Raw genomic sequence first — 25629 nt, forward strand, 5'->3', positions numbered from 1 at the left:
ACACACGTCGCGCGCACGAAAAATGGCCGCCCGCAAAGCGGACGACCATTTCACTTATCGAGTGGGAATCAGGAGGTGAGGCCGTCAACCCATTCCTGGTTCTCGCCGATCCAGGTCTGCACGATTTCCTCGTACTCGCTCGCGTCCGCTCCGCTGCCGAACATCTCGTTCTGCAGGGAGTCGAGCGGTGCGGTCTCCATCTCGAAGTCCTCGAGCCAGCCGTTCAGCGTGGGGTAGTCCTCGCCGAAGCCGGTACGCGAGAACGTGTGCAGGCCCTCGGCGTCGCCCAGCGCGCCCTCGGGGTCTGCGAGGTCCTTGATCGGGAACGCGTCATAGGCCCAGTGCGGGTGCCACAGGGTCACGGCGATGTTCTCGCCGGCGTCCGTCGCTGCGGTGAGTTCGGCAAGCATGGCCGCCGTCGACGACGTGGTGAGCTCGAACGCGTCGAGGTTGTACGTCGGCATGACGTTCTCCTGCGTGATCTTCGTGAGGCCCGCGCCCGGCTCGATGCCGATGATGCGGTTGCCGAAGAGGTCGCCGTTGTCGGCAAGCTCGGCGAGCGAGTCGATCGGGGCGTCCTCGTTCACGGCGACGCTGAGAGTCGCGTCGGTGTTCCAGGTGCCGACGTCGACGATGTCGTCGCCGTACTCCTCGAGATACTCCGCGTGGGTGCCGGGCAGCCACACGTCCATGTTGAGGTCGTAGTCGCCGGAGGAGAGGCCGACGAAACCAGCCGCGACATCCGCATACTCGAGTTCGACGTTGTAGCCCTCTTCCTCGAGCACGGCGGCCCAGAGGTGGCTTACGGCTTCGCCCTCGGGCCAGCCGTTGAAGACGGCGATCGTGACGTCTTGGGCGTCACCGTTCTCGAGGCCCGATGCGTCGGAACCGGCGTCGGCGTCTGTGGAGCACCCGGCGAGGGCGATGAGTCCTGCGGCTCCCGCGAAAGCGAAAGCGGTCTTGATGGACTTATTCATTATTGCCTTTCCTGTTGCTGTTGCTGTGTTGACGGGGAATTTCTAGACGGATGCGCCGACGGGGGCGTCCTTGGTTGCCGCGGCAGGCGCCGGGGAGGGTGCGGTCTCGGTGGGGGTCACCTTCCGGCGCCAGGGCGTCCACATCTTGCGGCGCTTGCCGCTCAGCGCCGCCGTCAGCCGGTCGAGGTAGATCGCGATGATCACGACCGCCAAGCCGGCCTCGAAACCGAGTGCCACGTCGATGCGGCTGAGTGCCTGCACGACATCGCTGCCCAGTCCGCCGCCGCCGACGAGTCCAGCGATGACGACCATGGAGAGGGACAGCATGATGACCTGGTTGATTCCAGCCATGATCGTCGGCATCGCGAGGGGGAGCTGGATCTGGCGCAGGATGCGCCACGGCGAGGAGCCGAAGGCGTGGCCAGCCTCGACGACCTCCGTGTCGACCCCGCGGATGCCGAGTTCGGTGAACCTGACACCTGGCGCCAACGCGAAGACGATTGTCGCGACGATGCCGGGCACGACGCCGATGCGGAAGAGGATCAACGCGGGCACGAGGTAGACGAACGCCGGCATGGTCTGCAGGAAGTCGAGAATCGGTCGGATGACCGCTGACGACCGGTCGGAGCGCGCGGCAATGATGCCGAGCGGCACGCTGATTGCGATCGCAATGGCGCTTGCCACGAGAACGAGCGCGAGGCTTGCCATCGCGTTGTCCCATTGGTTCACCCCGACGATCACGAGCAGTCCCACGATCGTGCCGAGGGCGAATTTCCAGCCCTTCACGAAGTATGCAAGTCCGGCAGCGATGAGGATGATGACCCAGAATGGCGGGCTGAGCAGTAGGAACTCGACGGCATCGTAGAGCGCGAGCAGCACGAACCTGATGAGGTCGAAGACGGGGCGGAGGCTCTCGGTCAGCACATCGATGCCCTCGGAGACGATGTCGCCGAGGGGTAGGCGGAAGTCGGTGATCATGCGAGGGTCCCCTCGGTGGATGCTGCGGCAGGGGTCGGTTCGGGGCTGGCGAGCATCGCGTCGAGTTCGGCATCCGGAATGATCGAGACGGGCTCGATGATGTTGATCGGTGTCGTGTTCGTCGGTACATTCCCGAGCGCGGCGAGCAGCGTGATCCGCGGGATGACCCCGAGCAGACGGCGCTTGTCGTCGATGACGGCGATGGGCAGCGGGCTTTCGACGGCGAGCTCGAACAGGTCGACGAGCGCGGCATCGGCCGGGACCGACGCGTGCTCCTGGTTGATGACCAGGGAGAGGTCGGTCTCGTTGCTCTTGACCTGGCGCATGACGTGCCGGTCGGTGACGACGCCGAGCAGGGTGAGGTCGCGGCCGAGTACGAACGCGGCCCCAGCCTGCAGATCACGCATGACCCGCAGCGCACCGCGGGGCCCGGCGGTGAGCGGTACGACGGCGCGGGCCGGCTCCATGACGGTCGCCGCGGTGAGCACGCGGGCACGGTCGACGTCCTGCACGAACTGGGCGACGTAGTCGTTCGCCGGGTCGGTGAGAATATCCTCGGGTGTGCCGATCTGCACGATGCGTCCGTCGCGCATGACGGCGATGCGGTCGCCGAGGAACATCGCCTCGTTGAGGTCGTGGGTGATGAAGATGATCGTCTTGCCGAGTTCGGCCTGCAGTTCGAGAAGCTGCTCCTGCATTTCGCGACGGATCAGTGGGTCGAGCGCCGAGAATGCCTCGTCCATGAGCATGATGTCGGTCTCGGTGGCGAGGGCGCGGGCGAGGCCGACGCGCTGCTGCATTCCGCCGGAGAGCTCCGACGGGTACTTATCAGCCCAGCCGTCGAGCCCGACGATGTTCACGATCTTGAGGGCGCGTTCGAGTCGCTCGGCTCGGGGAATACCCTGCACCTCGAGGCCGTAGGCCGCATTGTCGAGCACCGTGCGATGCGGAAAGAGCGCGAAGTGCTGGAAGACCATCGAGACGTTCTTCTGGCGCACCTCGCGGAGCTTCGCAGGCGACACGTCGGAGATGTCGATGCCGTTGACCGTGACGGATCCGCTCGTGGGATCGAGCAGACCGTTCAGGGTGCGGATGAGGGTGGACTTGCCCGAACCGGACAGTCCCATCACGACGAAGATCTCGCCCTTCTTCACCTCGAACGAGGCGTCGATGACCGCCGCGGTCTCGTGCGCCCCCAAATCAGAGCGACTCACGCCATCTTGGAGCTTCTTAACGGCATCCTTCGGACGCCGCCCAAAGACCTTGTACAAATTCTTGACTGAAACTGAAGAGGTGCTGCTCACGTTTTCCTTTGGCGCACGCACACACAAAATTCGAGCGAGGTGGCTTTGCTGTCGTGGACGGGTCGGAATCAACAGTGCGAGTGGCTACTCAAGCGGCGACACAATGGGGTGCCAGCGGCGAGCAAGACTTGTGCAGAACAGCCAAAAGGCTGCGTGAATTCACGACCATACGCCTCAGAAAAGTCCCTTTTCGGGACTGTCCTGGGCCGCGGCCTTGGTGTGGGGTGATGAAGAGTTCGTAGGCAATTATAGCCGCGGCTTTGGCTTGAGGGCAATGATCATGCTTGTCAACCCCGTGCTTTTACAGGGGTAGACAGAACTGTGTCGCCGCGCTGGCAGCGATCCGGGAGGTCGGGACCGTTGTGTGTTTGTTATCTGCCCCTCGAGCATCCGGCTAGAATCGACAGATCGACAGCGATCCGGCCATCACCGGGGAGTCCTCGGAAGAGAGGCCGAATCCCCCGGGATGAGGCCCGGTAGAACCGAGCGGGTCTGGCCCGTCAACGCCAACGAAATGAGCGGTTCCACTTCTCGTGGGGCAAGCGGGGTGGTACCGCGACATCCCGGTCTGACGGCCGGGGAGTCGTCCTCGTGCAGCACAGGCCCACTGTGCACCAAGCCTGCCGAGGAGAGACATGAACTACCCCAAGGGATTTAGCCCGGATGCCGGCGCAGCGCGACCGGTCTCGCCGTCGCCGAACTTCCCGGCCATCGAGCGCGGCATCCTCGCGTTCTGGAAAGGCGACGAGACCTTCCGCGCCTCGATCGAGAACCGCGAGGGCTGCCGTGAGTGGACCTTCTACGACGGACCGCCGTTCGCCAACGGACTGCCGCACTACGGCCACCTCCTCACCGGGTACGCAAAGGACCTCTTCCCCAGGTTCCAGACCATGCGCGGGCTGCAGGTGCACCGCCGATTCGGCTGGGACACCCACGGGCTGCCCGCCGAGCTCGAGGCGATGCGCCAGCTCGGCATCACCGAGAAGCACCAGATCGACGAGATGGGCATCGCCGCGTTCAACGATGTGGCCCGCAAATCGGTGCTGGAGTACACGGGGGAGTGGGAGGAGTACGTCACGCGGCAGGCCCGTTGGGTCGACTTCGAGAACGACTATAAGACCCTCGACGTCACCTTCATGGAGTCCGTGATCTGGGCCTTCAAGCAGTTGTACGACAAGGGCCTCGCCTACGAGGGATTCCGGGTGTTGCCGTACTGCTGGCACGACCAGACGCCGCTCTCGAACCACGAGCTGCGCATGGACGACGACGTCTACAAGATGCGCCAGGACCAGTCGGTCACGGTCACCTTCCCGCTCGACGGCGTCAAGGCCGAGGCGCTCGGCCTCACCGCCGTGAAAGCCCTCGCCTGGACGACGACACCGTGGACGCTGCCCACCAACGCAGCCCTCGCCGTCGGGCCGGACATCGAGTACTCCGTTATCCCGAGCGGCCCGCTCGGCGCCGGCGATGGGTCGGCCGAGGGCGTGGCCTCCTACCTCCTCGCGAGCGACACAGTCGGCGCTTACCTCAAGGACCTCGGCTATGCCTCGATCGACGAGGCACGCGCCGCCGTCACTTCGACGGTGCTCGGCAGCGAGCTCGACGGTGTCACCTACGACCGGCTGTGGGACTACTACGCCGACGCCGAGGAGTGGGGCACCGAGAACGCCTGGCAGATACTCGTCGCGGACTACGTCGCGACGGGCGAGGGCACGGGTATCGTGCACCAGGCACCCGCCTACGGCGAGGACGACCAGGTCGTGTGCGCCGCCGCCGGCATCCCCGTCATCATCTCGGTCGACGACGGCGGCAAGTTCCTGCCGCAGATTGAGGAAGTCGCGGGGCTCCAGGTATTCGAGGCCAACAAGACGCTCATCCAGCTGCTGCGCACCGGCGGGCGCCTGCTGCGCCTCGCCAGCTACGAGCACAGCTACCCGCACTGCTGGCGCTGCCGCAATCCGCTAATCTACAAGGCCGTCTCGAGCTGGTTCGTACGCGTGACGCAGTTTCGCGACCGGATGGGCGAGCTCAACGAGCAGATCAACTGGGTGCCCGAGAACGTCAAGCACGGCCAGTTCGGCAAGTGGATCGGCAATGCCCGCGACTGGTCGATCTCGCGCAACCGCTACTGGGGATCTCCCATCCCGGTGTGGAAGAGCGACGACCCCGAGTACCCCCGCATCGACGTCTACGGCTCGCTCGACGAGCTCGAGGCGGACTTCGGGGTACGCCCGACCGACCTGCACCGTCCCTACATCGACGAGCTCACCCGCCCCAACCCGGACGACCCCACCGGTACCTCGACGATGCGTCGCATCGAGGACGTCCTCGACGTCTGGTTCGACTCCGGCTCGATGCCCTTCGCGCAGGTTCACTACCCGTTCGAGAACCAGGACTGGTTCGAGAACCACAACCCCGCCGACTTCATCGTCGAGTACATCGGCCAAACGCGCGGCTGGTTCTATACCCTGCACGCCCTGTCGACGGCGATTTTCGACCGCCCCGCGTTCAGCAATGTCGTGAGCCACGGCATCGTGCTCGGCTCCGACGGGCAGAAGATGTCGAAGAGCCTCAACAACTACCCCAACGTCAGCGAAGTCTTCGACCGTGACGGTGCGGACGCGATGCGCTGGTTCCTCATGTCGAGCTCGGTGATCCGTGGCGGCAACCTCGTCGTCACAGAGGAGGGCATCCGCGAATCCGTACGGCAGTTCATCCTGCCCGTCTGGAACACCTGGTACTTCTTCACCCTTTACGCGAACGCCGCCGGGTACGACGCGACCTGGCGCACGGACTCGAGCGATGTTCTCGACCGGTATCTGCTCGCCAAGACCCGCCTGCTCATCCACGAGGTCGAGGCGCAGCTCGAGGCTCTCGACAGCCCGGCAGCCACGGCGACCCTGCGCGACTTCGCCGATGTTCTCACCAACTGGTATGTGCGCCGCAGCCGCGACCGGTTCTGGGCGGGCGATGACCGCGACGCGTTCGACACGCTCTACACCGTGCTCGAGACGGTGACCCGGGTCGCCGCCCCGCTCATCCCGCTCATCGGCGAGGAGATCTGGCAGGGGCTCACCGGCGGACGCAGCGTTCACCTCACCGACTGGCCGGACGCCGGGGCGTTCCCGGCGGACGCCGCGCTCGTCAGCGCGATGGACCGGGTGCGGGAGATCGCCTCCTCGGCGCTTGCCCTGCGCAAGGCGACCGGCAAGCGCGTGCGGCTTCCGCTGGCCGAGCTCACGGTCGTCGCCGAGTCGATCGACGGGCTGTCTGACTTCTCCGACATCCTGCGTGACGAGCTCAACGTGAAGAAGGTCTCGCTCAGGGTCCTCGAGGAGTCGAGCCTGGGTGAGTTCGGCATCACGAAGCGCCTCAGCGTGAACTCTCGGGTGGTCGGCCCACGGATCGGCAAGAACGTGCAGGTCGTGATCAGGGCGTCGAAGTCCGGCGACTGGGAGCAGACCGACGGTGGAGTCGTCGTCGGCGGGATCGAGTTGCTGGCGGGCGAATTCGAGCTCGAGCTGCAATCGGCGGATGACTCGAAGGCGATCGAATTCCTGCCCGGCGGCGGATTCGTGCTGCTCGACACTGCGACGACACCCGAGCTCGAGGCGGAGGGCCTGGCCCGCGACCTCGTGCGGGCGATCCAAGACACCCGCAAGGCCGCCGGTTTCAAGGTGAGCGACCGAATCGACCTGACCCTGTCATTCGGATCCGAGTCGGAATTCTCCGGAACCCGGGCCTATGAGAGCATGATCGGCGAGGAAACGCTCGCGACCACACTCTCGACCTCGTGGCACGCCCCCGTCGAACTCGACACGGCCGCCGCCGTCGCCGGCGAGGCGGGCGCCTACCGGGCCACCGTGCCCGCCGGCCGTTACTCCAACAATGAAGCAATCGTCATCGAGCTGTCGGTGCACGGAAGGGGTGTCGATGTCTAAGAACCGCGACGCAGAAGATCCTGAACTGAGCAACGACGCGCTCTTCCAGGCGCAGGCCGATCGCGTCTACGGCGAGCTGCTGGCCCGCATCGGTGAGGCCAACCCGCAGCCGAGGCTCGGGCCGACCCGCAAGGTGCTCGAGCTGCTCGGCGACCCGCAGCGCACCTACCCGATCATCCACATCACAGGAACGAACGGCAAGACGAGCACGAGCCGCATTACCGAGAGCATCCTGCGTGCCTACGGGCTTCGCACCGGGCTGATGATCAGCCCGCACCTCGTGCGCGTCAACGAGCGCATCGTGGTCGACGGCGAGCCCATCTCGAACGAGGCCTTCGTCGCCAACTGGGACGACATCGCCCCGTACATCGCGATGGTCGACAACGAGCTGATTGAGGCGGGCGAGCTCGCGCTCACGTATTTCGAGGCGCTCACCGCGCTCGCGTTCGCGTGCTTCGCGGATGCCCCGGTCGACGTCGCCGTGATCGAGGTCGGCATGGGCGGCGAATGGGACTCCACGAATGTCGGTGACGGCCAGGTCGCGGTGTTCACCCCGATCTCGCTCGACCACACCCAGCGGCTCGGCAACACCGTGCTCGAGATCGCCAAGACCAAATCGGGCATCATCAAGCCACTCGCGAGCGTTGTCACCGCAGTGCAGCAGCCCGACGCTCTCGCGGTGCTCCGGCACGCGGCCGAGCTCACCGAGTCCACCGTCGTCGCCCAGGGCGAGGAGTTCGCTCTGATCGAGAACTCCGTTGCAGTGGGGGGACAGGTGATCAGCGTCAAGGGCCTCGCTGGCACCTACCGCGACCTCTTCCTGCCGCTGTTCGGAGACCATCAGGCGCAGAACGCCGCGGTTGCGATCGCCGCGGTCGAATCGTTCCTCGGCGGCGGCAGCCAGATGCTCGTGGGAGACGTACTCGCCGAGGGAATCGGCACCGCGACCTCACCGGGACGGCTGCAGGTTGTCGGGGTCGAGCCGAGTGTGCTCGTGGATGCCGCGCACAATCCCGACGGGGCGGGCGCGCTCGCGTCCGCGGTGGCGACGTACTTCACCTTCGACGAGGTCTGCGTCGTGGTTGCCGCGCTCGATGAGAAGGACGCCGCTGGCATCATCGGCGCGCTCACCCCGATCGCGAGCCGTTTCCACGTCACCCGGTCGAGCTCGGCTCGCGCCATCGACGAGGACGAGCTGGGCGAGATCGTGCGCGAAGTGGCCGGACCCGATTCGTACGAGGTCTTCGCTGGTGCCGAGGAGGCGCTCGCGAGCGCCCGCGAGTGGGCGAGGGGAGCGGCGAAGCGGGCCGTGCTCGTCACCGGGTCGGTCACGCTTGTCGGTGACGCCATTGCCATCGCCGATCGCGAGGGCTGGAAGAGGTGAGCCCGCGCGAACGACGGGCGCCACGGCGCAGATCGGCCACCGAATCGCTGCTCTCGATCGTGCTCGTGCTCGAGGCGCTGCTGGTGTTCTTCCTGACCCTCGTCGTGTTCGCGCTCGACGCGCTGCCCCCGGCCGCGGCATTCATCGGCGGGGGAGTGCTGTTCGTGGCTCTCCTCGCCCTCGGGCGCGTCATGCGCTACGAGTGGGCGGTCTGGGTCGGCTGGCTGATGCAGCTTGTCATCATCCTCACCGGCCTGCTCGAGCCGCTCATGTTCGGAATCGGCGCGATCTTCGTGGCCCTCTGGACCTACTGCTTCATCACCGGCCGACGACTCGACAAGCGAAACGCCGCGCTTTTCCCCGACGACAGCACCGATACCTCCACCACCGACACGAAGGAAACCCCATGACACACGTCGAAGAAACACTCGTTCTGATCAAGCCCGACGGAGTCGTGCGCAACCTCACGGGAGAGATCCTGCGGCGCATCGAGGCCAAGGGCTACAAGCTCGTCGACATCAAGCTCGTCGAGGCCGACCGCGGCCGGCTCGGCACGCACTATGAAGAGCACGCTGGCAAGCCGTTCTACGAGCCTCTCCTTGAATTCATGGAGAGCGGTCCATCCGTGGCGATCCGCGTCGCCGGAAACCGCGTCATCGAGGGCTTCCGCGTACTCGCGGGAACGACCGATCCGACCACGGCTGCCGCCGGCACGATCCGCGGCGACCTGGGCCGCGACTGGGGCCTCGCCGTACAGCAGAACCTCGTGCACGGCTCGGACTCCCCGGAGTCGGCCGAACGCGAACTGGCCCTCTGGTTCGACTAGAGGTAACGGATCACGTCGAGTCGCAGCTGGGCGAGCAGCGCGACGACGATGTAGCAGAGCAGGGTGAGGAAGGGCGTCCACGCGTAGGCCCCACCCAGGGCTCGCCGTAGCCTGCCAGGCAAGGGGATCACGCCAGCCTTCACGTTGTACAGGGTCACGGCGATGAACGCGGGAATCGTGACCGACCAGACGACCATGCACCACGGGCACAGCGTGCCCAGGTAGTAGATGCTCGTGCTGATCAGGTAGGCGACGAAGGCCAACGCCCCGAGTAGGCCCAGATTGAACAGTGCCCAGAACCAGCGGGCGAAGCGGGCGCCGGCCAGCACCCCGACCCCGACGGCGATCACCGCAGTGAACCCCGCGAGCCCGATGAGCGGATTCGGGAACCCGAACGTCGACCCCTGGGCGGACTCAAGATTCTTGGTGCACTGCACCAGCACACTGAAGTCACAGCCGGCCGCCTCGCCCGGATTGACAAGTCCGGCGAACTTTTCAAGCGTGAGAGCAAACGCCGCGACGAAGCCGACCACCCCGGCAAAAACCAAGAAAATCGCAAGCGGAATGGGGCGGCTGGTTCGAGCTGTGGAGGTCACTCTCGGATTATCGCACGGAGTAAATGCGGCAGAAATTGCGGGTGCATGCGATAATTTCGGGTAGTCATCCGAGCCGCGCTCGGACGACGCCAAAGAAGGCTTTCCGGGCATCAAACCGGACCGCTCCATTAAGTGCAGCGTCGGATAGCCAGTTCCGTTCAGTGAGACCAAAGACGATCGCCATCAGGGCCAGATGATCCCGGGCCACATATCCGGGATGCCTGCACTACGACCACCGAGCGTGTTCGCACGGTTCGAGGCACCTGGCTGATGGCGCAACCGATAAGAATTCGCGGGAGCTGGCCAGCGCCAGTGAGCGCTCGAGAGAGTACCCGACGGACAGCGCGGCTGGCCGGAGCGGGCTAGGAGTGCACCAGTAATGGTGGAATACAACGAAAACAACGACGAGACACCGCGCAAGCGCAAGGGACTCTTCGGGTCCCGCCGCGTCAGAAGCGCCGATATGGTTCCCGCCGAGCAGTCGGCAGCGCCGGTTCCGGATGCTGTCGAGCCGCGCGAGCAGCCTGCCGCTGAGCAGCCTGTTGCCGAGCAGCCCGCCGCCGAGCAGCCTGCCGCCGAGCAGCCCGTTGCCGAGCAGCCCGCCCTGGAGCAGGCTGTGGCGCAGCGAGCATCCCGCTCACGCCGCGCGAGCAGTGCATCCGCGGCCGCCGCGCCCACGGAGAACCCGACCGAGGAGGCAGCGCCGGCGGAGCCCGTGACGGCGCGCCGCACGCGCCAGAGCGCTGCGAAGTCGACCGCGACCCGGTCCACGGCGGCGAGCCGCGCGACTAAGGCCAAGGCCGAGACCCCTGCCCCAGACGAGGCCCCTGCCGCGGACGGGACCCCTGCCGCAGACGACACCGCAGAGCAGTCGACCGAGCAGTCGGCTGAGCAGCCCACCACGCCCGAGGCACCGGCCGCACCCGCGCGCCCCTCGACGTCGCTCCTGTTCCAGGCGCCCGAGTTGCCGGCCTACGCGCCGCGCCAGCAGTCGCGGGACAACCGCGGCGGCAACGACCGCGACAACCGCGGCGAGTCGCGCGACGACGGCCGTGACGAGGACGAGCAGACGACCGTCCGCCGCCGCTCGCGCCGCCGCTCCGGTGAGGAAGACCGAGACACGGGCAGCTCCAACCCGCGCAACACCGTTGTCAAGGTGCGCACGCCCCGCCCGCAGCCGGAACCGATCACCGAACCGCAGCGCATCAAGGGATCCACGCGCCTCGAGGCGAAGAAGCAGCGCCGCCGCGACGGCCGTGACGCCGGGCGCCGCAGGCCCGTCATCACCGAGGCCGAGTTCCTGGCCCGCCGGGAGAGTGTCGACCGCGTCATGGTCGTGCGGGCGAAGTTCGGCCGCATCCAGATCGGCGTGCTCGAAGACGGCGTGCTCTCCGAGCACTACGTCGCGAAGGCCCAGGAGGCGAGCCTGATCGGCAACGTCTACCTCGGCCGGGTGCAGAACGTGCTCCCGAGCATGGAGGCAGCATTCGTCGACATCGGGCGCGGCCGGAACGCCGTGCTCTACTCCGGCGAGGTCGACTGGGATGCCGCCGCCCTGGAGAACTCCTCCGGAGGAAGCCAGGCGCGTCGCATCGAGCTCGCCCTCAAGCCGGGCGACAAGGTGCTCGTGCAGGTCACCAAGGACCCGATCGGCCATAAGGGCGCCCGCCTGACGAGCCAGGTCTCGCTCCCCGGCCGCTACCTCGTCTATGTGCCCAACGGCTCCATGAACGGGATCAGCCGCAAGCTGCCCGACACCGAGCGAGCCCGCCTGAAGAAGATTCTCAAGGAGGTCCTACCCGAGAACGTGGGCGTCATCGTGCGCACCGCAGCCGAGGGCGCGACCGACGAGCAGCTCACCCTCGACGTCAACCGTCTTACCTCGCAGTGGGCGCGCATCAGCGAGACCATCGAGAAGGCCCAGGCGCCTGCGCTGCTCCACAGCGAACCCGACCTGCTCGTCAAGATCGTCAGGGATGTCTTCAATGAAGACTTCCAGAAGCTCATCATCGAGGGTCAGGATGCCGAGGAGACGATTTCGAGCTACCTCGCCCAGGTCGCACCCGACCTTGTCGACCGCATCGAGCGCTACGAGTCCGAGACTGACTCGTTCGACGCGCACCGCATCTCGGAGCAGATCGAGAAGGCGCTCGACCGCAAGGTCTGGCTCCCGTCCGGCGGCTCGCTCGTCATCGACCGCACCGAGGCGATGACTGTCGTCGACGTCAACACCGGTAAGTTCGTCGGCTCCGGGGGCAACCTCGAGGAGACGGTCACGATGAACAACCTCGAGGCAGCCGAGGAGCTGGTGCGCCAGCTTCGGCTGCGCGACATCGGTGGGATCATCGTGGTCGACTTCATCGATATGGTGCTCGAGTCCAACCGCGACCTCGTGTTGCGCCGACTCGTCGAGTGCCTCAGCCGCGATCGAACCAAGCACCAGGTCGCCGAGGTCACCTCGCTCGGACTCGTGCAGATGACTCGCAAGAAGCTCGGACTCGGTCTGATCGAGTCGTTCAGCGAGAACTGCGAGGTCTGCGCGGGCCGCGGAATCGTCATCCACCACGACCCGGCCACCAAGCACCGCCAGTCGCCGCAGCCGGAGACCGGCCGCCGCGGCCGCAAGGGCGGCAACGGGGGAGGGCCCACCCCTCCGGCGCCGAAGTCCGGCACGGGAACCCACGCGATCACGGAGGACGCCCGCAATGCCCTCGCCAAGATCGCGACGTCGACGATTCTCACCCAGGTCGAGGCTCACGCCAAGGCCGAGACGGCACCGGCCGAGCAGTCGGTGAGCCAGCTGGCCGCGCTCGCGGTCGAGCAGCCCGCCGAGGAGCCCGCCGAGCAGCCCGCCGAGCAGCAGGCGACCGTCGAGGTCGTCGCGCCCGTCCGGGTCGAGGCACCCGCGGAGACAGCCGCGGAGACACCCGCCGAGACTCCGGTCGCGATTTTCGACCTTCCCCTGAAGAGGCAGACGCGCGCGCCTCGCAAGATCTCGACGCATGATGCCGAGCAGATTCTCGACTCGGTGCTCGACGCGCTTCCCGAGCCGCGCCAGGCCGGACAGGGGCGCGTGCGCACCTCCCGCCGCGCATCCTCGGCCGGAACCGTGTCGGCACCGGCCGACGGCTCGCAGAACTAGTCCGCTCGTCGCGGCGGGAGACCGCCGCGACGAGCGTCAACTACGGCGCTTGGTCGTCGGCTTTCGTGGCGCGACCGCGGTGGACGCCGACCTCGTACGAGGTGACGACGATGAGCGTGACGGCGACCAGCGGAAGCACGAACCACAGCATGACAGTGGTGAAACCGTCGGCGGCATCATGCTGGGTCGAAGCGAGCACCAGATACAGCGTGTAGGCGACGTAGAGAAGCACGAACAGCGCACCCTCCCACCGGGCAACGATGAACCCCGTGAAGGCGATCGGCAACAGGGCGACGGCGGTGGCGAGCATGAGCGGCAAGTCGAGGGCGATCGCGGCCGCCGGTACCGGAATACCCTCGCCGAAGATGATCGCGGGCAGGCCCAGCACCAGTCCGATATTGAAGATGTTGCTGCCGACAATGTTGCCGACGGCCATGTCGCGCTCTCCGCGGCGCAGCGCGATGATCGAGGTGGCGAGCTCGGGCAACGAGGTCCCGATCGCGACGACGGTGAGCCCGACGATGAGGCTGCTGACACCAAGGCCGGTCGCGATGCTGACCGCGCCGTCGACGAGGAACTGAGCTCCGAGCACGAGCAGGCCGATACCCGCGGCCAGCAGCAGACCCGCGAGCCACAGTGGAACCGGTGTGCTGTTGAGGGGCATCGTGTCGGGCGATGCGCTCGGGTCGGGGACCTCGCGTCGACCGACGACGATGCTCATGACCGTGTGGATTACAAGACCGGCGAGCAACAGCACGCCGTCAAGAACGCCGATTTGCCCATCGAGGCTCACGACCACGAGCGCGACAGACAACCCCACCATCACTGGAATGTCGAATCGAACGAGCTGCCGTTTGATGAGGAGCGGGCTGATGAGTGCCGAGAGCCCGAGGATGACGAGGATGTTGACGATGTTGCTACCGACCACGTTGCCGACCGCGAGGTCGGGCTCCCCCTCGATGACCGCACCAACCGTCACTGCAAGTTCGGGGGCCGACGTCGCGGCGGAGACGACCACGAGGCCGATGACGAGCGGTGAGATACCCACGCGGGTCGCGATCGTCGAGGCACCCCGCACGAGCGCTTCACCGCCCGCAATGAGCAGCACAAGGCCACCGATGACCATGACGATGTCGAGAGTGTCCACGAGTTCAGACTATTGTCCCGCAACCCGTGGGCCGACTGTGCCGGTGCTCCCTGTCGTGTCGGTCATGGATGCCTGCCGCTCGACTGTGCCGAACGACTGCGCCGAACGGCCACCTCAGGCGGTACCGCGGCGCTCGGCCTGCGAGACGCGCAGGCCGCTCGCACGAAGCCGCAGCACGAGTTCCCGGTTCGACACCGGCACGGCTCCCGCCGCGACAAGTGCGTCGTAGCGCTCGGCGGGCACGTCGTAGTGGTCCCGGTCGAATCCGCGCACTGGTACGCCGCAGCGGACCGCGAAGTCGTGCAACTCCTCGAGCGAGACATCGCTCACCAGGTGCGACCACAGCGTGTGGTGGGCGGGCCACATAGGCTTGTCGATAAGCACTGCCATGGGGTGATTCTAGGCACGGGGGAGCGGAACGGATGGCGCGGGTGACACCGCTCATGCTGCTCGCCGGAGTTCTGATGTGGGTCTGGCCTGGCAACTCACAGCAACACGCTGCCGGTCAGGTTTGACCCTGCATGGTTTGTTCGCGTATTGTTGACCCTTGGCGCGAGCTGGGCTGAGCCCGCATTGCGCGCCGATGATCTTTCTGTCTGATGTGTGTCAGATCCAAATAGTTAGGGTTCCAAGTGGTTTACGCAGTTGTGCGCGCCGGTGGTCGTCAAGAGAAGGTAGAGGTCGGCACGATTGTCGTCCTCGACCGAATCAAGGCCGACAAAGACGGCAACATCGAGCTGGCCCCCGTGCTGCTCGTCGACGGAGACTCGATCACGCATGACGCGTCCGAGCTCGCGAAGGTCACCGTGACCGCCGAGGTCATCACCGACCTCCGCGGCCCGAAGATCGTCATCCAGAAGTTCAAGAACAAGACGGGTTACAAAGTTCGTAAGGGCCACCGCTCCGAACTGACGCGCGTCAAGATCACCAGCATCAACTAACTTTTCCTACAAAGCAGGGGCTGAACACTCATGGCACACAAAAAGGGCGCAAGCTCCACTCGTAACGGTCGCGATTCCAACGCGCAGTACCTCGGCGTCAAGCGCTTTGGCGGCCAGGTCGTCAAGTCGGGCGAGATCATCGTCCGCCAGCGCGGCACGCACTTCCACCCCGGCGTGAACGTCGGCCGGGGCAAGGACGACACGCTGTTCGCTCTCTCGGCCGGCTCGGTCGAGTTCGGCGCCAAGGGTGGCCGCAAGGTCGTCAACATCGTCCAGGCACCAGTCGCGGTCTCCGCGTAGTTTGTGCACGGGCTGCCTCGGCAGCCAGGGTGAGGGCGGGCTTCGGCTCGCTTTCACTCTTTAACCCAACCGGTCCGGTGCGGCCATCCAGGCCCGCGCAACCACAATCGCCGCAGAGCTCGGCACGAAGGGAGCACGATCATGGCTACCTTCGTTGACCAGGTCACGCTGCACCTCAAGGCAGGACACGGCGGAAATGGCTGCGTCTCGGTCAAGCGGGAGAAGTTCAAGCCCCTTGCCGGGCCCGATGGAGGCAATGGCGGCGACGGCGGCGATATCGTCCTCGTCAGCGACACGCAGACGACCACACTGCTCGGCTACCACCGCGCACCGCACCGCACGTCCCCGCACGGCGGCCCCGGTATGGGCGACCACCGCGCCGGCTACCACGGCGAGGGCATGGTCCTCCCCGTTCCCGTCGGCACGGTCGTCAAGTCCACCGACGGCACCGAGCTCATCGACATGGTCGAGCCCGGCATGCGATTCGTCGTCGCCCTCGCGGGGCAGGGAGGACTGGGTAACGCGTCCCTCGCCTCGACCAAGCGCAAGGCCCCCGGTTTCGCCCTGCTCGGTACGCCCGGCTGGGAGGGTGACGTGCTCCTCGAGCTCAAGGTCGTCGCCGACATCGCCTTGGTCGGCTACCCGTCCGCCGGAAAATCGAGCCTTGTGGCGGCCATCTCGGCGGCGAAGCCGAAGATCGCCGACTACCCGTTCACCACACTGCACCCGAACCTCGGCGTCGTCGAGTCCGGCGACACCCGCTATACGGTCGCCGATGTCCCCGGCCTGATCGAGGGCGCGAGCGAAGGCAAGGGCCTGGGGCTCGAGTTCCTCCGTCACGTCGAGCGCTGCACGGCGCTCCTGCACGTGCTGGACTGCGCCACACTCGAACCCGGCCGCGACCCCATCAGCGACCTGGACATCATCCTTGGCGAGCTCGCCGCGTACCCGGTGCCCGAGGGTCAACTGCCGCTGCTCGAGCGTCCCCAGCTCGTCGCGCTCAATAAGATCGACGTACCGGAGGCACGGGAGCTCGCAGAGCTCGTGCGCCCGGAACTGGAGGCACGGGGCTACCGCGTGTTCGACATCTCCACCGTCAGCCACGAGGGCCTGCGACAGCTCTCCTTCGCCCTGGGTGAGCTCGTGGCCCAGGGACGTGCGGCGAAGGCCGCCGAGCCGGAGAAGCCCCGCATCGTTATCCGTCCGCGAGCGGTCAACGAATCGGACTTCGTCATCAAGGTCGAGGGCGGCTCCGGCGGGAACATCTACCGCGTTGTGGGCCAGAAGCCCGAACGTTGGGTCGCGCAGACCGACTTCACGAACGACGAGGCCATCGGGTACCTCGCCGACCGGCTTGCGAAGCTCGGCGTCGAGAATGAGCTGTTCAAATCGGGCGCCGTCGCCGGCTCCACCGTCGTCATCGGCAGGGACGGCCACGTCTTCGACTGGGAGCCGACCCTCAGCTCTACCGCCGAGCTCGCGACGGCCCCTCGCGGCAGCGACCCACGCCTCTCGGAGGCGCAACGCTCGACCCACAGCCGGCGCCGCGAGACCTATCTGGAGCGCATGGACGCCAAGACGGCCGCGAGGGACGAGATGATGCGCGAACGCAACGCCGGGATGTGGAACGACGACGAGGGCTTCGAGGTCGAGCGCCCGGGTGCGCCGGACGACACCGCGGCGAAGGAAGACTGAGCCGCACGATGCCCGAGCAGCTCCCGCTGATCAGCGGTCGGATCGCCTCGCGCGCCGAAATACCCCGCGCGGGGCGCATCGTCGTCAAAGTCGGGTCCTCGTCGATCAGTGGAGCAAATGCGGGACAGATCCGCCCGCTCGTCGACGCGCTCGCGACCGCACACGGGCGCGGATCGGATGTCGTGCTCGTGTCGTCCGGAGCTATCGCGACCGGCATCCCCTACCTGCGGCTCGACTCCCGGCCCACTGACCTTGCGACCCAGCAGGCCGCCGCCGCGGTCGGGCAGAACGTGCTGATCTACCGCTACCAGGACTGCCTCGACCGGTACGAGATCGTGGCCGGGCAGGTGCTGCTCACCGCTGGCGACCTCGAGAACCCCGTGCACCGCAGCAACGCGCAGCGCGCAATGGAACGCCTCCTCGGCCTGCGAATCCTGCCGATTGTCAACGAGAACGACACCGTCGCGACACACGAGATCCGCTTCGGCGACAATGACCGGCTCGCCTCGCTTGTCACCCAGCTCGTGCGCGCCGATCTGCTGCTGCTGCTGTCGGATGTCGACGCGCTGTACACGAGGCCTCCCGGCACGGCCGGCGCCCGGCCGATTCACCATGTCGCGTTCGGGGAGGACCTCGCAGAAGTCGAGTTCGGCGACATCGGGTCCGCCGGCGTGGGAACCGGGGGAGCAGGCACGAAGGTCGCCGCAGCGACCCTCGCGGCAGCATCCGGAACGCCGGTGCTTCTCGCCGCGACGACGCAGGTGGCTGCGGCACTCGAAGGTGCCGACATCGGCACCTGGTTCGACGCGGCCCCGCGGCGCCAGTAACCCACCACACCCCCTGGCTGGGCGCTCGGAAGCCCCTACGATATCGGTATGACTGAGACCGCCGTTTCCACTCGACCCGTCACTGCGCGAACCCTCACCGACAAGCTGGTCGCCGCTCGCGCGGCATCGATCACTCTCGCCACCGCAACCGCGGACCTCAAGAACTCCGCCCTTCGCGCGATTGCGGCCGCCGTTGCCGCAGGGGCCGAGCGCATCATTCCGGCGAACGAACGTGACCTCGAGAACGGCCGGTCGAACGGGCTGAGCGTCGCGCTGCAGGATCGCCTTCGCCTGGACGAGGATCGGCTCGCCGCGCTCGCCTCCGCCGTCGTCGAGATCGCGGCGATCCCCGACCCGGTCGGCGAGTCGGTTCGGGGCCGCACGCTGCCCAACGGCCTCCGTATCAGCGAGGTGCGCGTGCCGTTCGGCGTGGTCGGCGCCATCTATGAGGCGCGGCCCAACGTGACCGTCGACATCGCCTCGCTCGCGCTCAAGAGCGGCAATGCAGCCGTGCTGCGCGGCGGGAGCGCGGCCGAGAACACGAACCGGGTTCTCGTCGAGCTCATTCAGGAGGCGATCGCGTCGGTCGGACTCCCCGCGGACTCCGTGCAGACCATCGACGAGTTCGGCCGGGAGGGTGCCCGGGAGCTCATGCAGGCCAGGGGCCTCGTCGATGTGCTCATCCCGCGGGGGAGCGCGAGTCTCATCAGCACGGTCGTGCTGGAGTCGAAGGTGCCCGTCATCGAGACCGGCGCCGGGGTCGTACACGTGTTCCTCGACGAATCGGCCGACGAGGAGTGGGCGATAGCGATCACCCACAACGCCAAGGTGCAGCGCCCGAGCGTCTGCAACGCGCTCGAGACGATTCTCGTTCACCGGGCATCTGCGGCCCGCCTGCTTCCCGCAGTGCTCGGTCGGCTACGGGCGTCGGGTGTCACCGTGCACGGCGACAGGGCCACCCTCGACCTCTTCGCGGACGCCGAGCTCGCGACCGAGGAGGACTGGAGCACCGAGTACATGTCACTCGACGTGTCGGTGCGTATCGTCGACGACCTCGACTCCGCGATCGAGCACATCCGCCAGTACTCGACCCATCACACCGAATCGATCGTCACTAACGATGTGATCAGTGCCGAACGCTTCCTGGCCGAGGTCGACTCGGCAGTCGTGATGGTCAACGCCTCTACCCGCTTTACCGACGGCGGAGAATTCGGATTCGGCGCCGAAGTTGGCATCTCCACCCAGAAGCTGCATGCGCGCGGCCCGATGGGCCTCAGCGAACTGACCAGCACGAAGTGGATTGTGCGCGGTTCCGGGCACGTTCGCGGCTAGTCGGGACTCTGCCCGGTACGCTGGGATCCGCGGCCCCGTTGCCGCCGAACGGAGAACGCCATGTCAGTCCACGAACTCGTCCTCGCCGTCGAAACGGCCGAGAGCTCGCTTCCCTTCCCCGCCATCGTCTTCGCTGGGATCGCTGCGGTCACCTTCCTCGCCTTGGCGGTTGTCGTCTGGAGCTTCCGTGATGTCGCGAACCGGCACAGCCAGAAGACGGGTGGCCAGGCCGGTCACGGTGCAGACCACCACTAGGCCAGAAGCCTGATGGTCGACTCCACTCCGCTCCGCCCCAGAATCGGGGTCATGGGCGGCACTTTCGACCCCATCCACAACGGCCACCTCTCGGCCGCCAGCGAGGTTCGGCAGCACTTCAACCTCGACGAGGTCGTGTTCGTGCCGACCGGGGTGCCATACCAGAAGACCGGCGTGACGGCGAGCGAGCACCGCTATCTCATGACCGTGATTGCGACGGCATCCAACCCGTCGTTCACCGTCAGCCGCGTCGACATCGACCGGATCGGGCCGACCTACACGATCGACACCCTTCGTGACCTTCGCGCCGAACGGCCGGATGCCGACCTGTTCTTCATCTCCGGCGCCGACGCCGTCGCGCAGATCATCGACTGGAAAGACGCGGTGGAGCTGTTCGAACTCGCGCACTTCGTCGCGGTGACGCGGCCGGGACATCCGCTCTCCGTTTCGGGATTACCCGAGCAGGACGTAAGCTTGCTCGAGGTGCCTGCGCTGGCAATTTCGTCGACCGATTGCCGAAGCCGGGTTAACCGGGGATTCCCAGTGTGGTATTTGGTCCCAGACGGTGTCGTTCAGTACATCTCCAAACACCATTTGTATCGGAGCACGACATGACAGCGTGGCACGACCAGCCGCAGCTCAGCCGACGCCAGCTGCGCGAGAAGTCGCCGACCGACATCGACGACAACGCGGTCGTTGGTGAGAGAGCCGCGGGCGAAAACCCGCCGCGCAGGTCGGCCGGTCGACGCGTGCAATGGGACCCGTCTGCCGAGGCACCCGCTCCCGAGACACCCGCTCCCGAGACGGCCCCTGACGAGGATGTCAGCGCGGGCGCCGACGAGGCCGGCCACGAAAACTCCGACGAGGCCAGCCACGAAAACGCCGCCGGGTATCGCGTGCGCGACTACCGGCCTGACATCCGGCGGGCCACTTTTGCACCACTTACAAGGTCCACCCCGGAGGATTCCTGGAGCCCCCCGGCAGACGCCTCTCGCACGATCGGCGCCGCCGAGCGGGCCGCGCCGCCGACGGAGATCGCCGCCCCTGAGTTTACGATGACGAGGCGCGCCCTACGTGAGCTCCGCCAGCGCGCCGAGGCCGCCGGCCAAGAGTCGCCCAACCTCATGCGCGACGCAAGTGGTGCCCTCGCGCTGACCGGATCGATCGCCGTGATCGACGTGCCCCGCGACGACGAGGAGGCACACGTTTCGGCGGATGCCGAGCACGATGCTGGCGACGATGAGTCTGTTGAGGATCCGTCCGCAGATGAGCTATCTGCAGATGAGCTGTCTGCAGATGAGCTGTCCGCAGTCGAGCAGAACACAGACGCGCCTCAGCACGAACATATTCCCGTCGACGTCATCGTCGCTGAGCAGGCCCTCGCGAGCGTCATCATCGACGACGTGACGATCAGCGAGGCCACGATCATCGAGGCTGAGATCATCGAGGTCGAGACCATCGAGGTCGACGGCGCCGCTGCCACGGATGCCGCAGACCAGCGTGTCGAGCCCGACGATTTCGACGGCGACACCGTGATCTCGGCTCCGACGCAAATAGAGGTGCCGCTCGGCGGGCCTCTCGAGGGGCAGCCGCAGGCCGGTCCGCGGCCGGAGAGACTGAGCCCGTTCGACGCACTCTTCCTTCCGCCATCGCCGGTCGTTCCAGTCGACGATGGGCCGTTACTGTTTGAGCACGATGGTGGCCGCGGCGTCGAGCCGGCACCGGATGCCGCCCCGTACGGCCACTGGTCGACCCAGGCTGCACTCGACGATGCGAGCCAGTCGAGCGAGGCTACGCTCAGTCGCAACGTCGGTCACACCACCGGTGCGATCACGACTCACGCACTCGTCCTGCCCTCGGCGCCGTCATCCATCGACCACCTCCTCAACCCCGTCACCGCGACCGGCGAGATTATGGTGACCGGTTCGGTCGACCTGCCCCGCTCGTTCGGGTCCACTGGCGCGCATCCGGCTCTCTTCGACCACCCCGACGTCGACGCCCTGATCGAAGAGAGCGACAGGGAGGACGCCGCCTCGGAGTCCGCCCCCGTTCGCGCGATCCGCGCCGTCAGCAGCACCTCCTCCACGCGTGGGGTGATCGAGGCTCCCGCACCGCGGAAGTCCCGCTTGCCCCTCATCGCTGGAATCACCGGCGGAAGCGCCCTGCTCGTCGCCGCCGGCGTCGTTGCGGCCGGCTTCATCTTCAACGTCTTCTAACCCCGCGGCAACTGCCGTTTCTCCGATAGGACACTGTGACCGCATCTACCCACTCCATCCAGCTCCTGCAGCGCGCCGCCGCCGCAGCCGACTCCAAGCAGGCTGAGGACCTCGTCGCACTCGACGTGTCTGGTCCGCTGCCGCTGACCGATATTTTCCTGATCGCGACGGGGCGCAACGAGCGTAACGTCGTCGCGATCGCGAGCGAGATCGAAGACCAGCTCATCGAGAGTGGGTCGAAGCCGCTTCGCCGAGAGGGCCGGGCCGAGGGTCGCTGGATCCTCCTCGATTTCGGCGACCTCGTGGTGCACGTCTTCCACGAGGAGGACCGGATGTATTACTCGCTCGAGCGCCTCTGGAAGGACTGCCCCGTAGTCCCGATTGAGCTGCCGACGCAGATCGAGGCACCGGAGGCCGACTGACCTGCGTGCCAGCCATCGAGCTGCCGTCGTGGCGGGGGGAGCCGGGTGACCGCGCCCGCGCCCGACTCGCGATCGACAGGTGGGCTGGGAGCTTGGCGATGGCTCGACTTGTCGAGTCGTTCGGCGGCACAACCGACGACAGGGAGGGGCGGGAGCTCCTCGACTATCTCGGCGAGTTCTCGGCTGCGCACTGGGACTTCCGGCGCGGCCGGGAGCGCAACCTCGCCTCCGATGCGGCGCTGTCGCTCACGCAGAGCGTGCTTGTCGTCGAGGTTGCCCCGCAGCTCGGGCTCACAGGCAGAGAGCGGCCCACGCGTTCGCGTTACGACACAATGCTTCTAACAGGCGGGATGGTGCGCGCAGGCATCGTCAAGCCGCGATTCGCGGCCCAGCTGCTCAAGGACGGGCTCTCTGTGAGCCACATTGCCTTTCTCGGCGGCTTCCGCGCTTTCGGGGGCGATGAACACGCCCTCGCTGGTGAGCTGGGGGTGGACGGCGGCGACGAGGTCGAGGCTATGGTCGCGGGAATGCGACGGGCGTTCGGGTCGCTGGGGGACCCGGTGGTTGAACGACACGTCGCCGACACCCCCCACGCATCCTGGTGCCACTATTCCTGGTCGACCGGTGGCGTGCGACTCAGCGTGGTCGCGGCGCCCTCGTCCGAGCCGAGCGCGCGCCGCGCCAATACCGCCGACACCTTCCGGTTCTGGGCAGCGCACCGCCGCTCCCCGGCCGAGCGGTCGGTGCTCGTTGTCACCACTCCCATCTACGTGCCCTATCAGGCTGCGGGTGCAGTCGAGGCGCTCGGAGTGGAGCAGGGACTCGCTGTTGAGACCGTCGGGGTGGATGCGTCATCGAGCGACCTCGGAGCCCTCACCCAGCAGTTCTTGCCCCAGCATCACCTGCAGGAGGTCCGGTCCGCTATTCGGGCGATGCAGGCACTGCGAGCCCGCGTCACAGGCATCGCGGAGCACACGGGCACCGAGTGAGCGCGACGCGCCCGGGGCCGCGTGGAGTTCGCGCCGCCGCAGAAGTGTAGTAATCTAACGGAGTTGCCTTCTCGGAGCTTCTATCCGGGAGGGCGATGCGGGTCCATGGCGCAGCCCGGTAGCGCACCTGCATGGCATGCAGGGGGTCAGGGGTTCGAATCCCCTTGGATCCACCAAAAGTACTGATCAGACGGCCATTCCAAAACCCGAACAAGGGATTTGGGATGGCCGTTCGACGTTTATTCGACACTTTTAGCTTTCGTACTCACTTATTTCGAATGCCCTCGAGGTGTTCCCGGGCGGGTTCGGAATCGCTTGCACACCTCACAGGTATGACTAGTGAAACTCCCCGACCTCCTGCACCGCGTCACAGCCCACGAACCGATCGCGGCATGACCCCCGACGAACTAACGAACTGCACCACTAGCTCGTGCTCAGCGCTTCCTCATCCGCCGCAACGCTCTTCTGCACGGCGAACTGGGTCCGGTGCAATTCCTCGTACCGCCCGCCGACAGCCAGCAGTTCCTCGTGCGTACCGCGCTCCACGATCGAGCCGTTCTCAACCACGAGGATCAGGTCTGCGCTGCGGATGGTGGAGAGGCGGTGTGCGATCACCATCGCCGTCCGTCCCTCCAGCGCCTCGCTGAGCGCCGCCTGCACGGCGGCTTCAGACGTCGAGTCCAGCGCCGCCGTCGCCTCGTCGAGGATGACGACGCGCGGCTGTGCGAGCAGGAGCCTCGCGATGGTCATCCGCTGGCGCTCGCCTCCGGACAGCCGGTACCCGCGCTCTCCCACCATGGTGTCCAGCTGGTCCGGCAGGGACCGGACCAGCGGCTCGAGCCGCGCACGGCGGATGGCGTCCCACACCTCGTCGTCGGACGCCTCCGGCCTCGCGAGGCGCAGATTGGAGAGGATGGTCTCGTGGAACAGGTGGCCGTCCTGCGTCACCATTCCCAGGGTGTGCCGCATGGAGGCGAAAGTGACATCGCGGACATCCGTCCCCGCGAAGCGCACGGCGCCGCTGTCGACGTCGTACAGGCGTGAGAGGAGCTGCGCGATCGTGGACTTGCCGGCACCGGACGTACCAACGAGGGCAACGGTCTGCCCCGGTTCGATCCTGAAGGACACGCCGTGCAGCACCTCCTCGCCGCCGCGGGTGTCCAGCGTGGAAACCTCCTCGAGAGAGGCGAGGGACACTTTGTCCGCGGACGGGTATGCGAAGCGGACGTCGTCGAACTCGACGGCCACTGGGCCTTCGGGGATGGCGACGGCGTCGGGCTTCTCCTTGATGAGCGGGTCGAGGTCCAGCACCTCGAAGACGCGCTCGAAGCTGACCACCGCGCTCATGATCTCCACCCGTGCGTTTGCGAGGCTGGTGAGCGGCGCGTAGAGGCGGGTGAGGAGGAGCGCCAGGGTGACCACGTCACCGGTATTCAGCTGGCCGGCGAGTGCGAGGAAGCCGCCGAGCCCATACACGAGCGCGAGGGCGAGAGCGGAGACGAGCATCAGTGCCGTGAAGAAGACGAACTGGAGCATCGCGGTCCGGACCCCGATGTCGCGGACGCGGGCGGCGCGGACGCGGAACTCGTCGGCCTCCTCGTCGGGCCGGCCGAACAGCTTGACGAGGGTGGCGCCGGGCGCCGAGAAGCGCTCGGTCATCTGCGTGCTCATAGCGGAATTGTGATCGGCGGCCTCGCGGCGCAGCGCGGCGAGGCGGCTGCCCATGCGGCGCGCGGGTACCAGGAAGATGGGGAGCATGATCACGGCGAGAACCGTCACGAGCCAGGACGTGCTGAGCATGACGATCAGGGTGAGGATCAGCGCCACGAGGTTCGTGACCACGCCGGACAGCGTGCCGCTGAAGGCCTGCTGAGCGCCGATCACATCGTTGTTGAGGCGGCTCACGAGGGCGCCCGTCCGCGTGCGGGTGAAGAAGGCGATCGGCATCTTCTGCACGTGGTTGAAGACGGTGGTGCGGAGGTCCAGGATCACGCCTTCGCCGATCCGCGCCGAGTACCAGCGCGTCACGAGTGACACGGCGGCGTCGGCCACGGCCACGAGGGCGATGACGCCGGCGAGCCAAACGATCGTGGTGACCTCGCCCCGGGCGACGATGACGTCGACAACCTGGCCGGCGAGTACCGGCGTCGCGACCGCGAGGAAAGCTCCCACGGTGGAGAGGGTGATGAAGATCAGCAGCTTGGACCGGTAGGGCACCGCGAACGTCATGATCCGTCGAACGGACTCACGGGAGAAGCCGTGCTTGCCGTCCCTGGCGGTCGAGATCTTGTACAGCGAGCTCCAGGCCGCGCCTTCCATGCTCATTGAGGTTCCTTCCGTGGGCACCAATACAAGCC

At 66.7% G+C, this 25629-nt stretch carries 22 protein-coding genes and 1 tRNA gene; 16 read left to right on the top strand and 7 right to left on the bottom strand.

The window, feature by feature from the left end:
* Window positions 1-68 precede the first annotated feature (68 nt).
* The 3 genes from BHD05_RS08980 to BHD05_RS08990 are packed head-to-tail and all read right to left on the bottom strand — an operon-like array spanning window position 69 to window position 3259.
* The gene (locus BHD05_RS08980) at window positions 69-977 is read right to left on the bottom strand and encodes a glycine betaine ABC transporter substrate-binding protein (protein ID WP_161886129.1); all 909 of its coding nucleotides are present in this window, start codon (window positions 975-977) and stop codon (window positions 69-71) included.
* Between the two features lie 42 nt (window positions 978-1019).
* Window positions 1020-1952 (bottom strand): ABC transporter permease, encoded by a 933-nt coding sequence (locus BHD05_RS08985; RefSeq protein WP_161887450.1) that lies wholly within the window; start codon window positions 1950-1952, stop codon window positions 1020-1022.
* Window positions 1952-3259 (bottom strand): quaternary amine ABC transporter ATP-binding protein, encoded by a 1308-nt coding sequence (locus BHD05_RS08990; RefSeq protein WP_161886130.1) that lies wholly within the window; start codon window positions 3257-3259, stop codon window positions 1952-1954. Before BHD05_RS08990 ends, BHD05_RS08985 begins: the two co-directional genes overlap by 1 nt.
* Window positions 3260-3894: 635 nt before the next feature.
* On the opposite strand from BHD05_RS08990, the gene ileS reads away from it, so the two are divergent.
* From ileS to ndk, 4 genes are read left to right on the top strand one after another with little or no spacing between them, the layout of a single operon-like run.
* Window positions 3895-7200: an isoleucine--tRNA ligase gene (ileS, locus tag BHD05_RS08995; protein ID WP_161886131.1), complete on the top strand. Its 3306-nt coding sequence runs from the start codon at window positions 3895-3897 to the stop codon at window positions 7198-7200.
* Entirely contained in the window at window positions 7193-8584 is a 1392-nt protein-coding gene (locus BHD05_RS09000) for a bifunctional folylpolyglutamate synthase/dihydrofolate synthase (RefSeq protein WP_236966486.1), read from the top strand. Before ileS ends, BHD05_RS09000 begins: the two co-directional genes overlap by 8 nt.
* A complete protein-coding gene (locus tag BHD05_RS09005) occupies window positions 8581-8994 on the top strand; it encodes a DUF4233 domain-containing protein (RefSeq protein ID WP_161886133.1) in 414 nt (137 codons plus the stop codon). Before BHD05_RS09000 ends, BHD05_RS09005 begins: the two co-directional genes overlap by 4 nt.
* Window positions 8991-9410: a nucleoside-diphosphate kinase gene (gene ndk, locus BHD05_RS09010; protein WP_161886134.1), complete on the top strand. Its 420-nt coding sequence runs from the start codon at window positions 8991-8993 to the stop codon at window positions 9408-9410. Before BHD05_RS09005 ends, ndk begins: the two co-directional genes overlap by 4 nt.
* On the opposite strand, the gene BHD05_RS09015 is transcribed toward ndk, so the two are convergent.
* Window positions 9407-10006 carry a vitamin K epoxide reductase family protein gene (locus BHD05_RS09015; protein WP_236966487.1) on the bottom strand — a complete coding sequence of 200 codons (600 nt, stop codon included), beginning with the start codon at window positions 10004-10006 and terminating at the stop codon, window positions 9407-9409. The two genes, ndk and BHD05_RS09015, sit on opposite strands and share 4 nt — an antisense overlap.
* Before the next feature lie 379 nt (window positions 10007-10385).
* Here BHD05_RS09015 and BHD05_RS09020 point away from each other — a divergent pair, with 379 nt between their 5' ends.
* Window positions 10386-13148: an Rne/Rng family ribonuclease gene (locus BHD05_RS09020; protein ID WP_161886135.1), complete on the top strand. Its 2763-nt coding sequence runs from the start codon at window positions 10386-10388 to the stop codon at window positions 13146-13148.
* A gap of 40 nt (window positions 13149-13188) precedes the next feature.
* Here BHD05_RS09020 and BHD05_RS09025 read toward each other — a convergent pair whose 3' ends face one another.
* A complete protein-coding gene (locus tag BHD05_RS09025) occupies window positions 13189-14295 on the bottom strand; it encodes a calcium/sodium antiporter (RefSeq protein WP_161886136.1) in 1107 nt (368 codons plus the stop codon).
* 114 nt (window positions 14296-14409) lie between these two features.
* Window positions 14410-14685, bottom strand: a complete 276-nt coding sequence (locus tag BHD05_RS09030) for a DUF4031 domain-containing protein (protein ID WP_161886137.1) — start codon at window positions 14683-14685, stop codon at window positions 14410-14412.
* A gap of 242 nt (window positions 14686-14927) precedes the next feature.
* Between BHD05_RS09030 and rplU the strand changes: the two genes are divergently transcribed.
* From rplU to BHD05_RS09085, 11 genes are all read left to right on the top strand, one after another.
* Window positions 14928-15236 carry a 50S ribosomal protein L21 gene (gene rplU, locus BHD05_RS09035; protein ID WP_161886138.1) on the top strand — a complete coding sequence of 103 codons (309 nt, stop codon included), beginning with the start codon at window positions 14928-14930 and terminating at the stop codon, window positions 15234-15236.
* A 30-nt stretch (window positions 15237-15266) separates the two neighbouring features.
* Complete coding sequence (rpmA, locus tag BHD05_RS09040) at window positions 15267-15536, top strand: 50S ribosomal protein L27 (RefSeq protein WP_161886139.1); 270 nt, start codon at window positions 15267-15269, stop codon at window positions 15534-15536.
* 141 nt (window positions 15537-15677) lie between these two features.
* On the top strand, window positions 15678-17231 hold the full coding sequence (gene obgE / locus BHD05_RS09045; protein ID WP_161886140.1) for a GTPase ObgE: 1554 nt from the start codon (window positions 15678-15680) through the stop codon (window positions 17229-17231).
* Window positions 17232-17239: 8 nt separating this feature from the next.
* On the top strand, window positions 17240-18058 hold the full coding sequence (proB, locus tag BHD05_RS09050; RefSeq protein WP_161886141.1) for a glutamate 5-kinase: 819 nt from the start codon (window positions 17240-17242) through the stop codon (window positions 18056-18058).
* Between the two features lie 48 nt (window positions 18059-18106).
* A complete protein-coding gene (locus tag BHD05_RS09055; protein WP_161886142.1) occupies window positions 18107-19390 on the top strand; it encodes a glutamate-5-semialdehyde dehydrogenase in 1284 nt (427 codons plus the stop codon).
* Window positions 19391-19450: 60 nt separating this feature from the next.
* On the top strand, window positions 19451-19645 hold the full coding sequence (locus BHD05_RS09060) for a hypothetical protein (protein ID WP_161886143.1): 195 nt from the start codon (window positions 19451-19453) through the stop codon (window positions 19643-19645).
* A 12-nt stretch (window positions 19646-19657) separates the two neighbouring features.
* Entirely contained in the window at window positions 19658-20260 is a 603-nt protein-coding gene (gene nadD, locus BHD05_RS09065) for a nicotinate-nucleotide adenylyltransferase (RefSeq protein WP_202614180.1), read from the top strand.
* Entirely contained in the window at window positions 20257-21861 is a 1605-nt protein-coding gene (locus tag BHD05_RS09070) for a hypothetical protein (RefSeq protein WP_161886145.1), read from the top strand. Before nadD ends, BHD05_RS09070 begins: the two co-directional genes overlap by 4 nt.
* 35 nt (window positions 21862-21896) lie before the next feature.
* The gene (gene rsfS, locus BHD05_RS09075; RefSeq protein ID WP_161886146.1) at window positions 21897-22283 is read left to right on the top strand and encodes a ribosome silencing factor; all 387 of its coding nucleotides are present in this window, start codon (window positions 21897-21899) and stop codon (window positions 22281-22283) included.
* A gap of 5 nt (window positions 22284-22288) precedes the next feature.
* Window positions 22289-23272, top strand: coding sequence for a hypothetical protein (locus tag BHD05_RS09080; RefSeq protein ID WP_161886147.1), 984 nt, complete (start codon window positions 22289-22291; stop codon window positions 23270-23272).
* Between the two features lie 99 nt (window positions 23273-23371).
* Window positions 23372-23448: transfer RNA gene (locus tag BHD05_RS09085), tRNA-Ala, on the top strand.
* Window positions 23449-23695: 247 nt separating this feature from the next.
* Here the strand turns inward: BHD05_RS09085 and BHD05_RS09090 are convergent.
* Window positions 23696-25597, bottom strand: a complete 1902-nt coding sequence (locus BHD05_RS09090; protein WP_161886148.1) for an ABC transporter ATP-binding protein — start codon at window positions 25595-25597, stop codon at window positions 23696-23698.
* Window positions 25598-25629 lie beyond the last annotated feature (32 nt).

The sequence above is a fragment of the Marisediminicola antarctica genome (assembly GCF_009930795.1).
Taxonomy (GTDB): domain Bacteria; phylum Actinomycetota; class Actinomycetes; order Actinomycetales; family Microbacteriaceae; genus Marisediminicola; species Marisediminicola antarctica.